The organism is Photorhabdus laumondii subsp. laumondii, from assembly GCF_003343245.1.
Lineage (GTDB): Bacteria > Pseudomonadota > Gammaproteobacteria > Enterobacterales > Enterobacteriaceae > Photorhabdus > Photorhabdus laumondii.
The window spans coordinates 3302874-3318215 of the sequence record NZ_CP024901.1 but is presented as its reverse complement, the minus strand read 5'-3'; the positions used below and the strand labels follow the sequence as shown (position 1 = coordinate 3318215).

Below are 15342 nucleotides of genomic sequence, written 5' to 3'. Positions count from 1 at the left end.
CCCTCATTCATCGTGATTCGTTACTTTATAAGCGCTCATGAGTAGAATCGGATGTCACAACATTTCTTGAGTCATATTCAAACCGGCCCATTGCCTGTGAATAAGCTTTGAGTTCCTCAAACCGTTGACTGAGAAATGCGCTGCGTTCTTCTTCATGAATTGACTCGGCATTGCAATCTGTAAAACAATTGGGTGTTTCATAGAGTCTGATGTGATGAATTTTTAGGTTATCCCATTCATTAAAAAGAACCTCCATAGTGAGGAATATTTCTTTGGCAATATTCTCAACTGTTGGATTACAGTACTCCCCATGACGATTTAAGCTCATCAGTCGGAATTTACTGCGTGTAGCATGAACAGCGGATATAAAGTCTGCATCCTTGGGATTAAGAATTGAGGCGTGATCCAGAAACTCATCAATCCATGCGGCACCTATGCGCTTTATCTCTTTGAAATCTATCGCGTATCCAATTGGTTGCATCTGTTCAAATGAGAAAGTAAGTTCATACAGATAAGTGTGTCCGTGGATATTGAAGCATTTGACCCTTTCATTCATTACGCGATGAGCGGAATCAAAAGAGCCTTTGCGAGTAATATATTGAATTGTCATGCAATACCTCTAATCAATTCATAGAACTCTTGTTTTGCCGGTGAATCAGCTTCAGCGAATGCACCTGAAAACATTTGTGTCTTCATACGGCTTCTCTGGTGGCGTACACCTCTGCAACGTACACAATTGTGCGATGCATCGACTAATACTGCGACGCCTTGGTTTCTTTCACATACTTGGTTTACTGCATTGTGGATTGCTGCTGTTAACCGTTCTTGTATGAGCCCACGTCTGCCGAAATGTTCGACTATTCGGTTTAACTTTGACAAGCCAAGAACACGCCCGTATTGACTTGGCATATAGGCAACGTGAACATAGCCACTGATTGCTTGATGATGGTGAGAGCACATGGAATCGAGCGCTATCCAGCCGTCGAATACAATGCCATCGTAGTTATCTGCCGGAAATGTAGTGATGGGTCCCATTGGTTTGTATCGGCCTTTCCATAGGTCAAGAACATAAGCCTTTGCAACACGTCTCGGCGTGTCTTTTGAGTTAGGATCATTTTTCCAGTCAACGCCAAGAGCAGTCAGGAATTCTCCGAATGATATAGCAGCTTCATCTATAATAAGGTTAAGTTCTGTTTTGGTTAGAACCTCATTGGGTCCGTGTAATGCGCGCTTTTTTGCTAATTGCATGGATATTCCATCGGCAAATCCATGTGTGGCAACTTCCAAGTCTCCTGGCTCCACCGTCGGCATAGGCACCTCGTTATTGTAACTAGATGGTTCATTATGATCCGTTTGGAGAAACGCATATTTCCATTTAACGGATCGGTATTTAACTTCTTACTATCTGAATCCTAAATAAAATAATGGTGGGTATCATGTCCTTTGCAGTCATATTTAAGACCTTTTAGGTCTTAATCAGGTAAGCTGATATTGGTATCCTTGTTTTCTGGTCCCACCACTTAGTTATTGGTGAAATCATGCATTCAGTCGGATCTGTTTGGCCGTTTTTTCGGTTTTTTATATAAATATTTAATAATTAGCTTTCTAGGGAATAGTTATAGTTAAGGAAAGAGTGAGCTTTATTTATTGTTATTGTAAATGTATTGACGTACAGTTTGATAAATATTGATTAAATAAATTAATGAATTTGGGGTATCTAGATAGCTAACTATTTTAAGATCATCAAATGCTATTTTCTTCTAAAACTAGGCAGATCTTGCCTGGTGATCGGTTATTTCATGTTTACTCAAAGGAGGTTTTTATGTAATTCGGCATTTATAATATGGGAGATGTCACCCCTGATCTAACCTACGGGACAATACCAACTAAAGCTGAACGTATTTAGATGATCTGAAAGAACAAATTCAAATTAAAGAAGCGTTTAGAAAGAATAGGCATAAGTCTGTTTAGTGAAAGATTGAGGTTACATATATATGAAGTTACGACATTTACGGTGTTTTGTAGTAGTAGCAGAAGAATTACATTTTGCTAGAGCTGCGGAACGCCTGCATATAGAACAATCACCGTTATCAAGAATAATCAAAAAATTGGAAGACGATCTTGGTACGATGTTATTCGTACGTACTACAAGGAATACCCGGCTCACACGTGCAGGGGAAATTTTACTGGAGCAAACTCCTCGCATCTTTTCAGTACTCGGCCAGGCTCGTGATAGTGTGAAAGCGGTTGCGGCCGGATTCCATAGTCAACTTCGTATTGCGTTATCTGATGGCGTTACACCATCCAAATTAGCTGAGCTGTTAGCAAAATGTCGTGAGGACGAGCCGGAGACGGATATTCGTTTACACGAGGTACCTTTAGCTCAACATATGAATGGATTACGTGATAACCTTTTTGATGTGGGATTCGCTCAATCTACGATAGTGCGAGATGGCATCATTGCAATACCGGCTTGGTATGATTCATTGGTGGCGGTTATTCCCGCCAGGCATCCGCTTTTGGCATATAAAGAATTACCGCTGAATGAATTTTTGCGCTATTCACTGATTGTCTGTGGTCAGGAAACTCACGAGGGATTTCTGAGACAAGTTCTGTCTATATTCCAAAATGCAAAGTTAGTTCCATGTATCTCCGAAAAGGTTGCCAGTTTTGATCTCTTGTTAACTTTAGTGGCTGCCGGGTATGGGATTGGTGTGGCGGGAGAGTCACAGATCAATTTGGCTCGGCATGGCGACGTTGCTATAAGACCATTTGCTGGTGGTATTCCTAAACTGGTGACGTATATGCTTAGGCTTGACTCCCCGTTAACAGAAGAACTTGTACGGTTCAAAGAACGGGTTGGAAATTTGTACCACAATGTTTATTGATCCTGGTAGGGGAAAAGGGCTTTAAAACTCTGCTAGGACTTAAAAGTGCAATTCGCAATCTTCTAAATTTGTAGAGAATTGCGAATTTTTGACAAATATTTGGCTATTCTTTTCCAATAATCCGATGAGCGTTTTCATGCCAACCAAAGTAGGGGACTTAAGATTCCTATCTTGAGAAGGAATTTGATGATCAGCTTGGTTTGATAAACGATAAGTAGGTATACCCTTTATCTTTCAAGTTGCCTCTTTGTTGGCTGCACTCACTCACCCCGGTCACATCGTTATCTATGCTCCCGGGGATTCGTTCCCTTGCCGTCGCGATCCATCTTGAAATCTATAGGGTATATGAGAAGTTAAAACTGGATAGTTAATTTAATGTCGTGTAAAAATCTTTATTGTTGGTGTATTTAGATAAAAACGCTAACGGGAGTTTGTTCTCCCGCTGGTTTTATAACTGTAAATAAAGTACTTACTGTATAATATTTGAAATGTTATTATTTAGTTATTGTTTTTCCTTATTAAGAATTTTTTCATATTCCTCCCAAACGACAGATAATGGTGAACTTAAACAACAAATGGATATTGAACCTCCTGATGGAGGGTGATATTCATATTTAGATCTCCCACGATAGACTCTTATAGGTAAATTGTTATCAGTGGGATTCTTCCTTTTTCTTCTTAACATCATTCATAACCTCAACGTATATTGTTTAAATTATGCATTTAGAATAAAAGTGAGATATTTATACAATATTAACTTCATAAACATATTTTTTTTGTAAAAGATAACAAATGAAAATATTAGCAGTAGATAATAAAAGATCCAGTTTTATGTTGCATATGAGAGAAGTTTTTTCATATTTTTTACAATATTGTTTTTACATGAAATAATATTTTAATGAAATTAAAACATAGTGTTAATGTAATGTAAAGTAAAAGTTGGTTTTAATTATGTGTAGTTGGGTTAAGCCTGTTGTTTTTATCGTCTAATGCGATGGCGATTAATCATGTAACTGATATATACCCGTTATCTTTCAAGTTGCCTCTTTGTTGGCTGCACTCACTCACCCCGGTCACATAGTTTGCTATGTGACCGGGGATTCCTCCCTTGCCGTCGCGATCCATTTTGAAATCCAGAGGGTATAGGTGTGATTTGAGTTAAACTGTCTTTAGCTGACCATCACGGTAAATTGTCAAAGTTAAGTCTTGCGTTTTTTGATTTATCTAAGACATCTGTGCTCGTCGTATCCGGTCTTAGGGAAATTTAAAGTGGTAATATTATTGTAATGATTTTGGTTTGCAGTGTACCCGATTTTGCTTAGAACTCAGTTGCTCATTCAGCAAATTTTCTACAAATGTTGTTAAAAGTTTGGTCTATCTGGCAGGTAATCAAAGTACTGCTCGAACTTTTATAAAAAAGGATCTTATTATCTCGGCTTTATTGTTATTTCATTTTAATCCGCTTGTGGAAATATTAGACAATCATCTTATAGAGAATAGAATAATGGGAACGGTTAGATATATATTTGAATATATTCAGAGAATAGATAAATAGGCAAAAATGTATTCGTTATAATTAATTAAAGAAGTAGGTAACAGTCGTTAAAAACTTTTTAATGTTAATGATAACTTAACACAAATAGTTGAGGGGAAATATCATTTGCTCTTGTGATTGAGGAAGTCTACAGATAAATGTCAGATATAGGTTGAGATGTTTATTAGTTTTTTGCATATTATGTTATTTATTGGGATGATATTTCCTACATTGAGCATATGTGTTGGTATTTCATTGTGATCCGATAAGTGAGTTTTTTATCTTTTTGATTTCTAAAGTCTTATGTGATAAATGTCACTATGCGAAATTTTCTAAATTAATGAGGATTTTTTTGTTAAAGCTGATAATCTGCTCACAAAATTAATCACAATATCTTATTTTTGAATTTTTTTCTTGATATTAATGGGTTGTTGATTTAATTAACAATCGGCTCATTGGTAGAACTTCTTTTACTTGTGTGGGGGCTAAAGTAACGGGTTTCATATATGTAGCTTGTTGTGAATCACTGCTTGTTGTGAATCACTGATAGGAGGCATAGCTAAAAGTGTATGAAGTGACTGGCGGGCAATAGTCGATTGAATGACATATCTATTAACTATCAGTCAAAAACAGTACACCAAACATTCATTTAATCTGATGGATAATGTAAAAAGGTCAGTAAACATTACACATTAATTTCAAACTTGTGTTACATTTATAGCGTTTTTCTGACCAGTATCTCTGTGTTTCTTAATACAGCATTGCGTTACTTGTTAATTATAAAGGCATATTAAACGCAATGAATTCTGCCGGATACGATTTTATGGTCAGATTGGGTTTACTAATTTAAGGGGAAAAATATCTTGACTAACTTGACGGAACTAATTAGCTTTTTTAACAGTATCCTTTGGGGCTCCGTGTTGATTTATCTTCTTCTTGGGGCGGGTATTTACTTCACTATACGCACGGGTTTTATACAGATTCGCCATTTTGGGCACATGTTTTCAGTATTGAAAAACAGTAAAAAATCTGACAGTGCAGGTATTTCATCATTCCAGGCTCTGTGTACCAGTTTAGCTGCACGGGTTGGTACCGGCAACCTTACTGGTGTGGCAATCGCCTTAACGGCGGGTGGGCCTGGTGCCATTTTTTGGATGTGGGTGGTTGCTCTGATTGGAATGGCAACCTCTTTTATTGAGAGTACACTTGCCCAGCTGTACAAGACAAAAGACGATAAGGGGAATTACCGCGGTGGTCCGGCCTACTATATGGAAAAGGGGCTTGGAGTACGCTGGATGGGCGTGATGTTCTCCATATTTCTTATTATTGCTTTTGGTCTGGTATTTAATGCTGTTCAGGCAAATTCTATTGTTCAGGCTGCTGCTTTCGCATTTGATTTCGATCCTTTGTATGTCGGCATTGGTTTGGTGATTCTTAGCGGATTCATTATTTTTGGTGGCTTGCGCTCTATTGCTCGGGTTGCAGAATTAGTTGTCCCTTTTATGGCGATAGCTTATCTGATCTTGGCGTTCTGGGTCGTCGGGCATAACTTTGAACGAATGCCGGAAGTGTTTGCATTGATTTTCAAAAGCGCATTCGGTTTGCAGGAAGCCGTTTCAGGGACCGTTGGTTATGGTGTTGCACAGGCGATGACACAAGGTGTTCAACGCGGGTTGTTTTCAAATGAAGCCGGGATGGGGTCAGCGCCCAATGCTGCTGCTTCTGCTTCTCCATATCCTCCTCATCCAGCATCTCAGGGTTATGTGCAAATGCTAGGTGTTTTTATGGATACGCTGGTTATCTGTAGCGCGACTGCTGTTATCATCCTGTCATCGGGTGTACTTGATGGCAATATTTCAGGAATAAGTGGAATAGAATTGACTCAGCGGGCATTGTCTTCCGCTGTTGGTGATTGGGGATCTGAATTTATTGCACTGGCTATCTTCTTTTTCGCATTCACATCAATCATTGCGAATTATGCTTATGCTGAAAGCAATATTGTATTCCTTGAACGTAATCATACCGCGGGCTTGATGATCTTACGTCTGGCGGCGTTGGGTATGGTGATGTTTGGTGCGTTGGCTGAATTGCCTTTAGTTTGGAAAATGGCTGATTTGTCTATGGCATTGATGGCAATTACCAATCTGACCGCTATCTTGTTGCTTTCTGGCGTCGCATTTAAACTCGCAAAAGATTACAACCAACAGAGACGTGTCGGTAAGTTACCGACATTTGATATTAATCAGTATCCTGAAATTCAGAAAAAGGTCGAAGTTGGTATTTGGGAAGAAACGGCAAGTCTTGCCAAATCGAACCAAGTGGCTGGCCACAAGTGAAATGCTAGAACAAAGTACATACCCTATAGATTTCAAGCTGCATCGCGACGGCAAGGGAGTGAATCACCGGGAGCATAGAGAACTATGTGACCGGGGGTGAGCGAGTGCAGCCAACAAAGAGGCAACTTGAAGGATAACGGGTATAAATTATGGGAATAAGGCATCTTCATTTGTGCTTTATGTCAAGAACAAAACCGATAATTTTATAAAAAAATCATGTAAAACATAAATTTTATTTTGTATTCATTTGATTTCTTTGTGTTATTATATTGCTATTCAATTAATAGGTGGGACAGGGAAATGATGAAGAAGATCATATTGGTTGGCTTATTTATGCTATTGGCGGGGTGTTCCAGTCTGGAAGATCGGGGTGCTTATAAAGTTGATAGCTCTTTTCCTTCACAAGGTCAAAATGACAGAGTAAGGTTTTTGGTGTTCCACTATACCGCTGTCGATGATAAAGATTCTTTACGTATACTCACTCAGGGCGGTGTTAGTGCTCATTATTTAATCCCATCGTTACCGAATTATGTGAGAGGAAAGCCTGTTATTCTACAACTGGTTCCTGAAGAGAAGAGGGCATGGCATGCTGGTGTTAGTGGATGGAATGGTCGGAAAGACTTGAATGACACTTCGATTGGCATTGAAATTGTTAATAAAGGATTTACGGAAATGCTACTTGAGAAAGAGTGGTATCCGTTTAATGAGCAGCAGATCGATCTATTAACGCGTTTGGCGAAAGATATTATTCAACGTTATGGCATTGAACCTATTAATGTCGTTGGTCACAGTGATATTGCACCTTTGAGAAAGTATGATCCAGGCAAACTTTTCCCTTGGAAGAATTTGGCTGAGCAAGGTATCGGTGCATGGCCTGAAGATGCAACCGTTGAAAAATATATGGCTGGCAGAAAATGGCATGATAAGGCTTCTGTTGAGTTAATTCAGAAGACATTGGCTAAATATGGCTACACCATTCCACAAACGGGTGTACTTGATGAAGATACCCGTAAGACCATCAGTGCATTCCAGATGCATTTCAGACCAGATGACATCAGCGGTAACCCTGATGCACAAACTGAATCAATAGCTCTGGCTTTGGTTGAGAAATATAAAAAATAGTTTTTAGTATCTTATGAGATCGTGCCATAGAAAGAACTTTATTGGAGTGACTTTATATGGCATGGTTTTTCTCATTAGCCTATACCCGTCATCTTTCAAGTTGCCTCTTTGTTGGCTGCATTCTCTCACCCGGTCACAACGTTATCCATGCTCCCGGGGATTCGCTCCCTTGTCGTCGCGATTCATCTTGAAATCCATAAGGTATATTACTAGTTTAAGTAATAGTCAGATTGAATGAAATTTTTGCAATATGGCGAGAATATTACTCTTTATTATGATTTTTTCCTCCAGGCAGAATAAATGCAAGAATAATCCCAATTAGGCTAATAAGAGGTGAATACATTATTATTTTTTCGGAAAAATAGTTTGGTAAGACGCTGCACAGATAGATAAAAATAGAGATTAACCAGCCATATAACCCCACGTCATTAAATCTGTAAGCTGTTTTCATGATTAAATAGTAAATCGTAGCGAAGGAGCACATTGCCCATAAACCAATAGAGATCATGTACAGCCACACTGATAACTCATATTGCATATGGGCGGCATAATTATTTTCTGCTAGGTAACCAGAGAGAAAGATTAATATTCCGAAAATAACCGCTATTTTAATAAAACTAATAATATAATCTTTTCTACTCAATTTTTGACTGAAATAGCTTTTCATTGCACTAACTGGAGAATCGTCCATAAATAATGGTCAGGTAAATAAAAATGGAGCAGATAATAACTGATCTAGTGATGGTATGAACAGAAAAATATCAGTCAGATATTATATGAGAATATTTAAAACGTAATTTTAAGATAAATATGTATAAATAAGGTGATGATTGTTAAATTATATGATATACCCGTTATCTTTCAAGTTGCCTCTTTGTTGGCTGCACTCGTTCACCCCGGTCACATCGTTATCCATGCTCCCGGGGATTCGCTCCCTTGCCGCCGCGATCCATCTTGAAATCCATAGGGTATAGTTTGTGTTGTTTATGATCTTTTTGGTGTTTAACCCATTCTTTGAGGACTTGACAAATGATTATTCGCTTATCTAAGACTTTGATGATTTTTGCAATAGCTTTGTTTGCGACATTAGCGGCTTTTGGCAATATTACAGACTATGCGACTAATTTCGCATTTGTACAGCATGTATTAATGATGGATACTATTTTCCCAGATACAACTATTACCTATCGTGCAATTCATTCACCGTTGCTACACCACATTGGTTATATTGTCATTATTTCTTTAGAAACTTTAACGGCAGTGTTATGTTGGATTGGCGGTATTCATTTACTGGTAAATTTAAAATCTAATGCTGCTGTCTTTAATAAAAAGAAATCTATTGCGATAGTTGGTTTGACCTTGGGATTCTTGACTTGGCAAGTGGCATTTATGTCAATTGGTGGAGAATGGTTTGGGATGTGGATGTCCAAACAATGGGATGGTGTGTCTAGTGCTTTCCGTTTTTTTATCACTATCATTCTGGTATTGATTTACTTAATTCAGTATGACAAAGAACAAGAATAAGAATATACCCTATGGATATCAGGGATGAAATATCAAAGGTACTGACATCAGGGTTGTCCGTTTTTCAAATTCATGTTAACGGAAACCAAGTGCCGTTAAAAAATTCGACAGAGCTCTCTGTCCATCTAATCATGAAACCCAGAGAGCCTTGTTAAGGGAAGTATGATGTCTGGCATCAAATAAAAGGTCAGAACACAAAGGTTGAAGCTCTTTGTCTTTCGCCGGAAAGCACAGTTGCATTGGTTGGGTAATTGCCCGTTTCAATGTTGTTCTCTAGGTTATCGTGTCATGAACAGTGAGTAGTGAAATGCAGCGGTAATTTAACTTCGAGCTCAATCTCTGGATTCTGCCGGAAATCATAGGGAGTTATGCCATACTCTTTGCGGAACATATAAGTGAAATGAGATTGAGAGCCAAAGCCGAAATCTAAGGCGATATCAAAAATAGGCAACGCGCTGTTTCTTAAAAGATGAACAGCGCCAGCCAGGCGTCGTTGGCGGATATATTTACCAAGAGAAATTCCGGTGACTTCCTTGAATATTTTCTGCATGTGCCAAAGCGAGTAACCGGAGTAAGTTGCCAGTTCTTCCAGGTGGATTACCCGGCCAAGGTGATTCTCAATCCATTTGCTGAGAGCACATACAAGTGCTAAGTGATTATCCTGTGGCATTAACAATTTTGTTCTGGTTGAAAGTGGAAGGAAGTATACACAACTTTTTCTAAAGATGACAAAGCCTTGACATAACGATTTAAATTGTAACTGAATGTGACAATTGATTTTTTTGTTATAGTGAATAGAATCCACATGGTTAGTGTTTGTTTAAATGCGTTCTGATTACATTGTTAGCATGCATACTGTTGCTGGTTCGATTTTTTCACAATGAAAGCACAGGATGAATATTTTTCTTGTTTCATTGCTGTAAAATATCATTTCCCAACTTTATTCTTAACGTATTGCGTTCTGACCGAACTTGAAGGAAATAGAATTGGACATAAAAAAAACCATTGCAATCTTAGCATTACTTGGAATATGTCTGTTCTTGTACCTGCTAGCTTTGGATAGCTATTGTGATCAGGGGGAACAGTTTGATTCAGGTATTTGTTCTGTGACTCGATATCTGCCTTTCTGATTAGTTGCTGATACTCATCAGCCATTTTCCCGTCATATAATATATCTGTGCTAACATATATACCCAATGGATTTCAAGATGCATCGCGACGGCAAGGGAGTGAATCCCCGGGAGCATAGATAACTATGTGACCGGGGTGAACGAGTGCAGCCAACAAAGAGGCAACTTGAAAGATGACGGGTATATCTTCAATATCCACCCTTTAAAGCTAGTGTTTTGTTTGCTTTGAATAAAGCAGATAAGGGGAAGCGGTTGTTTTCCCACTAATAACAAGATAGAAGTTGTATCAAGAGGACAAGATGGCAGGACAATCGCAGCGCTCAACACTTAAACGCGGTTTAAAAAACCGGCATATTCAACTTATTGCTTTGGGGGGGTCGGTCGGGACTGGGTTGTTTCTCGGTATTGCACAAACTATAAAAATGGCAGGTCCCTCCGTAATTTTAGGCTACGCTATCGCAGGCTTTATTGCATTTCTGATTATGCGTCAGCTAGGTGAGATGGTAGTCGAGGAGCCTGTAGCGGGGTCGTTTAGCCATTTTGCATATAAATATTGGGGCGATTTTCCCGGGTTTTTATCAGGCTGGAATTATTGGGCGATGTTTACTCTGGTCGGAATGGCTGAACTAACGGCTGTGGGCATGTATATCCACTATTGGTGGCCTGATATTCCAACCTGGGTTTCTGCAACCATCTTCTTTGTTTTAATCAATACGGTAAATTTAATTAATGTCCGGTTATATGGTGAAACAGAATTTTGGTTTTCCATCATTAAAGTGACCGCAATTATCTGTATGATTGTTTTTGGCTCTTACCTGTTAGTCAGCGGAAATGGCGGGCCTCAGGCCAGCATTACTAACCTTTGGCAGCATGGTGGCTTTATGCCTAATGGGATCTCCAGCCTTATTATGGCAATGGCTGTCATCATGTTCTCTTTTGGTGGATTGGAACTGGTGGGTATTACCGCAGCAGAAGCGGAAAATCCACGTATCAGCATTCCTAAGGCCACCAATCAGGTGGTATACAGAATATTGATTTTCTATATTGGTTCTCTGACGGTGTTATTGTCGCTTTATCCGTGGGGCAATGTCGTTGAAGGTGAAAGCCCATTTGTGATGATTTTTCATAACCTGGATAGTTTCTGGGTGGCTAACATTCTGAATATTGTTGTCCTAACAGCGGCATTGTCCGTTTATAACAGCGGTGTGTATTGCAACAGTCGGATGCTGTACGGTTTAGCAAAACAAGGTAATGCTCCTGAAATGCTGACAAAAGTTAATGAAAGTGGTGTGCCTATCAGAGCCATTGTCATGTCTGCTTTAGCAACGTCCATTGGCGTATTGATTAATTATGTGATGCCGGGCAAAGCATTTGAGTTATTAATGGCGTTGGTGGTAACAACGTTGGTGATTAATTGGGTCATGATCTGTATGGCGCATTTAAAATTCCGGGCAGAAAAAGTTAAACAGGGGATAGCGCCGTCATTTAAGGCATTTTGGTATCCGTTCGGTAATTATCTGTGTCTGGTTTTCCTTGCTTTTATACTTGTCATTATTTTAATGATGGATAGCATCCGTATTTCAGTCATCCTGATGCCATTCTGGGTGGGGGTGTTATGGCTCGGGTTTTTAATGTCCCATTCTCGCCGTGATAAAATGAAAACAGAGGAGCTGGGATAATATCTATACCCTATGGATTTCAAGATGCATTGCGACGGCAAGGGAGCGAATCCCCGGGAGCATAGATAACGATGTGACCGGGGTGAGTGAGCGCAGCCAACAAAGAGGCAACTTGAAGGATAACGGGTATAACTGGATTATCTCTATTAAAGATACCAGGCTGATATGATATATACCCTATGGATTTCAAGATGGATCGCGGCGGCAAGGGAGCGAATCCCCGGGAGCATAGATAACGATGTGACCGGGGTGAGTGAGTGCAGCCAACAAAGAAGCAACTTGAAAGATAACGGGTATAGCCTGGTATTTTTTATCCGATTACCATTGCCAGCGTAACCAAGCGAAGAGTACATTACCGTTGTTATATGTGCCGGGAATGTACGTTCCTTGAAACGATAACCGATCATATTCTATGGAGAATAACGGTAATGGGAGTGGAATAGGGACATAATAATAATCATGACGAGCTGTAACGCTCAGAGTGAAACCAATTCCCATTCGGAAACCCTCTAAATCACCGGGTATCCACATCTTCTGAAAGCCATAGCCAACGATGGGTTCCAAACGGTTATGAGAATCCATAAAAGCCATTGCATAAAGGGAATGCCAATCGTTGTCTTCGTCGTAACGATATTTACCATAGCCGAAACCCCAAGGCCGCTCATTATATCTATCGGTTTTCTCTTTATCGTAGGTATGTCTGTTATGCCAAGTAATTACCGGCAGATAAAGTTCATTGTTGGGTGCATCCCAAGTAAGAGCGACATTATTATTGAATTTTTCCCATAAACTGCTCGAATTGTTGCCATAACTGATCGGTGTGTGAGATTCAATGGTTGTTAATGATTTGTTAGCAGTATTTGCTGTTGTTGCAAATACTGTCCCAGATGAGACTAAAAGCGTGGCTGATAGGGTACAGGCTGCGGTTAAATCAAACTTCATTATTTATTGCTCCAATTTCCCGACGGCATAAATTGGGGAGATCCTTTGTATCACGTAAAATATGACAAACATCTAAATTCAGGAATTCTACTCTTGCTATTTTCAATAAAAGTTAAACGAAAAATTAATATTAAGATGTGATAGGTATTAACTGGGTATATAAAATACTGATATTTTAGTTGACTAATATGGGGAATGTGTTGATTTTTTCTTTCACTCAAACAGTAGAGATGGGTCTCTATGACCATACTATAGATATAGAAAATCTAATAATAAGACAGGCAAAATAAATTAGAGTTATTTATGTTATCTGGGGTTTTGTTGAGTGGATAAACTGTAAGCTAATTAGGATAACCTTGGGTTTTCAAATTTTTGCAGCTATGTTAAACAATAATTGTTGTTAAGAATTTTAAATATGTGCGTTAGCTCCATAGCTGATAAAAAATGGCTTGCCATCATATTAAGAATATGTGATAAATCGTTCGGGTAAACGAGGTATGGTTCTGTTATACAACTCTGTTAATAGCAGCAACTTGCTCTAGTTTTTATGTTGCGCCGAACGGCGAATTAGAATTAAGTGATCCAAAGGAAATTCTTAAAATGGCAAAAATCACTGGTACTGTAAAGTGGTTCAACGAATCTAAAGGTTTTGGTTTTATTACTCCAGCTGATGGTAGCAAAGATGTGTTTGTACATTTTAGCGCTATTCAGAGCGAGGGTTTTAAAACTTTGGCCGAAGGTCAAAAAGTTGAGTTTGAAATTCAGGACGGTCAGAAAGGTCCTTCAGCAGCAAACGTTACAGCAGCATAACTTCTTTTTGTCAATCATTTTGGATTGACGAAGTAAATTTGTTGTCTGTTTGATTTTTTATTGGCAACAATGACATACCGATATCACCCTGTTAGTTATCTGATAGGGTGTTTTTGTTTTGACTTGGGGTGCTTTTCACAGAGTATGGATTTCAAGATGGATCGCGACGGCAAGGGAGTGAGTCCCCGGGAGCATAGGTAACGATGTGGCCGGGGTGAGCGAGTGCAGCCAACAAAGAGGCAACTTGAAAGATAACGGATATACTTGCTTTTCTTTTGCTGGTTGGAAGGGTAGCTATAATGAGAATCAATTCACTGACAATTGCCGGTACTGATCCTAGTGGCGGTGCTGGCATTCAAGCCGACCTAAAAGCTTTCTCCGCACTTGGTGCTTATGGCACAACAGTAATGACCGCGCTTGTGGCGCAAAACACCTGTGGTGTGCAATCTGTTTATGATATCGATCCTACTTTTGTTGCGGCACAGCTTGAATCTGTGCTGTCAGATATCAGAATTGATAGCGCTAAGATAGGCATGTTATCCAATGCGGCCAATGTTGTTGTCGTTGCCGATGCAATAAGCCGTTATGCCGTTCCTTATGTTGTATTGGATACGGTAATGATTGCGAAAAGTGGCGATCCGTTGTTGGCACCGGAAGCGGTTTCCGAGGTTGTTGAACGATTATTACCGAAGGTTTCGTTGATTACCCCAAATTTGCCGGAAGCCGCCGTGATATTGCAATGCTCTGTAGCAGAAACTGAAACGGACATGCAAAAACAAGGGCGTGAACTATTATCGCTAGGATGCGAAGCCGTTTTACTGAAAGGCGGGCACCTTACAGAACATGAAAGCCCTGATTGGTTATTTACTGCTGAGGGAGAATGGCGTTTTACTGCGCCGAGAATTAATACTCGTCATACTCATGGTACAGGATGTACGCTCTCCGCCGCACTGGCTGCTCTGCGTCCGCGTTATTCGAATTGGCAAACAACCCTGCCTGTTGCCAAATCATACCTCCAGGCGGCGTTAGAACAGGCGGACTCGTTAGAGGTAGGAAAAGGAATCGGGCCTGTGCACCATTTTCATCAGTGGTGGTGAGAGTAGCTGATTGGCGTTTTTGGGATTTGATGAGAAAGTGATAATGAATTAAGAAGAATAAGGTGTTTATGCTGTGAGAGTAGTATATACCCTATGGATTTCAAGATGGATCGCGGCGGCAAGGGAGCGAATCCCCGGGAGCATAGATAACGATGTGACCGGGGTGAGTGAGTGCAGCCAACAAAGAAGCAACTTGAAAGATAACGGGTATAACTCAACATTGGTAGCGACTTACTATCTATTCATTATCACCGGCGACAAGTTTGATTTACGCTGACAA

The 15342-nt window shown here is 39.6% G+C and carries 14 protein-coding genes; 9 read left to right on the top strand and 5 right to left on the bottom strand.

Going from position 1 to position 15342, the window contains the following annotated elements:
• Positions 1-25: 25 nt before the first annotated feature.
• Positions 26-610, bottom strand: coding sequence for a 6-carboxytetrahydropterin synthase (locus PluTT01m_RS14385; protein ID WP_011147014.1), 585 nt, complete (start codon positions 608-610; stop codon positions 26-28).
• Complete coding sequence (folE, locus tag PluTT01m_RS14380; RefSeq protein ID WP_201742980.1) at positions 607-1287, bottom strand: GTP cyclohydrolase I; 681 nt, start codon at positions 1285-1287, stop codon at positions 607-609. Before folE ends, PluTT01m_RS14385 begins: the two co-directional genes overlap by 4 nt.
• Before the next feature lie 707 nt (positions 1288-1994).
• On the opposite strand from folE, the gene PluTT01m_RS14375 reads away from it, so the two are divergent.
• The 3 genes from PluTT01m_RS14375 to PluTT01m_RS14365 all read left to right on the top strand — a co-directional run bounded on the left by PluTT01m_RS14375 (position 1995) and on the right by PluTT01m_RS14365 (position 7880).
• Positions 1995-2888: a LysR family transcriptional regulator gene (locus PluTT01m_RS14375; RefSeq protein ID WP_011147012.1), complete on the top strand. Its 894-nt coding sequence runs from the start codon at positions 1995-1997 to the stop codon at positions 2886-2888.
• A 2406-nt stretch (positions 2889-5294) separates the two neighbouring features.
• On the top strand, positions 5295-6758 hold the full coding sequence (locus PluTT01m_RS14370) for an alanine/glycine:cation symporter family protein (protein WP_041380917.1): 1464 nt from the start codon (positions 5295-5297) through the stop codon (positions 6756-6758).
• Between the two features lie 303 nt (positions 6759-7061).
• A complete protein-coding gene (locus PluTT01m_RS14365; RefSeq protein WP_041380915.1) occupies positions 7062-7880 on the top strand; it encodes an N-acetylmuramoyl-L-alanine amidase in 819 nt (272 codons plus the stop codon).
• A gap of 262 nt (positions 7881-8142) precedes the next feature.
• Here the strand turns inward: PluTT01m_RS14365 and PluTT01m_RS14360 are convergent, their stop codons facing one another.
• Positions 8143-8571: a DUF805 domain-containing protein gene (locus PluTT01m_RS14360; protein ID WP_011147009.1), complete on the bottom strand. Its 429-nt coding sequence runs from the start codon at positions 8569-8571 to the stop codon at positions 8143-8145.
• 338 nt (positions 8572-8909) lie between these two features.
• On the opposite strand from PluTT01m_RS14360, the gene PluTT01m_RS14355 reads away from it, so the two are divergent.
• Positions 8910-9404 (top strand): DUF2165 family protein, encoded by a 495-nt coding sequence (locus PluTT01m_RS14355; protein WP_011147008.1) that lies wholly within the window; start codon positions 8910-8912, stop codon positions 9402-9404.
• Between the two features lie 286 nt (positions 9405-9690).
• Here PluTT01m_RS14355 and PluTT01m_RS14350 read toward each other — a convergent pair whose 3' ends face one another.
• Positions 9691-10074, bottom strand: a complete 384-nt coding sequence (locus PluTT01m_RS14350; protein ID WP_041380116.1) for a helix-turn-helix domain-containing protein — start codon at positions 10072-10074, stop codon at positions 9691-9693.
• 316 nt (positions 10075-10390) lie between these two features.
• Here PluTT01m_RS14350 and mgrB point away from each other — a divergent pair, with 316 nt between their 5' ends.
• Both mgrB and PluTT01m_RS14340 read left to right on the top strand, forming a co-directional pair.
• Entirely contained in the window at positions 10391-10534 is a 144-nt protein-coding gene (gene mgrB / locus PluTT01m_RS28085; RefSeq protein ID WP_011147006.1) for a PhoP/PhoQ regulatory lipoprotein MgrB, read from the top strand.
• A gap of 299 nt (positions 10535-10833) precedes the next feature.
• Entirely contained in the window at positions 10834-12213 is a 1380-nt protein-coding gene (locus PluTT01m_RS14340; RefSeq protein ID WP_011147005.1) for an amino acid permease, read from the top strand.
• 318 nt (positions 12214-12531) lie between these two features.
• Here PluTT01m_RS14340 and pagP read toward each other — a convergent pair whose 3' ends face one another.
• A complete protein-coding gene (pagP, locus tag PluTT01m_RS14335) occupies positions 12532-13155 on the bottom strand; it encodes a lipid IV(A) palmitoyltransferase PagP (RefSeq protein ID WP_011147004.1) in 624 nt (207 codons plus the stop codon).
• A gap of 600 nt (positions 13156-13755) precedes the next feature.
• On the opposite strand from pagP, the gene cspE reads away from it, so the two are divergent.
• The 3 genes from cspE to PluTT01m_RS26025 all read left to right on the top strand — a co-directional run bounded on the left by cspE (position 13756) and on the right by PluTT01m_RS26025 (position 15339).
• Positions 13756-13965: a transcription antiterminator/RNA stability regulator CspE gene (gene cspE, locus PluTT01m_RS14330; RefSeq protein WP_011147003.1), complete on the top strand. Its 210-nt coding sequence runs from the start codon at positions 13756-13758 to the stop codon at positions 13963-13965.
• Positions 13966-14261: 296 nt separating this feature from the next.
• Positions 14262-15062: a bifunctional hydroxymethylpyrimidine kinase/phosphomethylpyrimidine kinase gene (gene thiD, locus PluTT01m_RS14325; RefSeq protein WP_173362529.1), complete on the top strand. Its 801-nt coding sequence runs from the start codon at positions 14262-14264 to the stop codon at positions 15060-15062.
• Between the two features lie 73 nt (positions 15063-15135).
• Positions 15136-15339, top strand: a complete 204-nt coding sequence (locus tag PluTT01m_RS26025; protein ID WP_133248387.1) for a hypothetical protein — start codon at positions 15136-15138, stop codon at positions 15337-15339.
• The last annotated feature ends 3 nt before the right edge of the window (positions 15340-15342 follow it).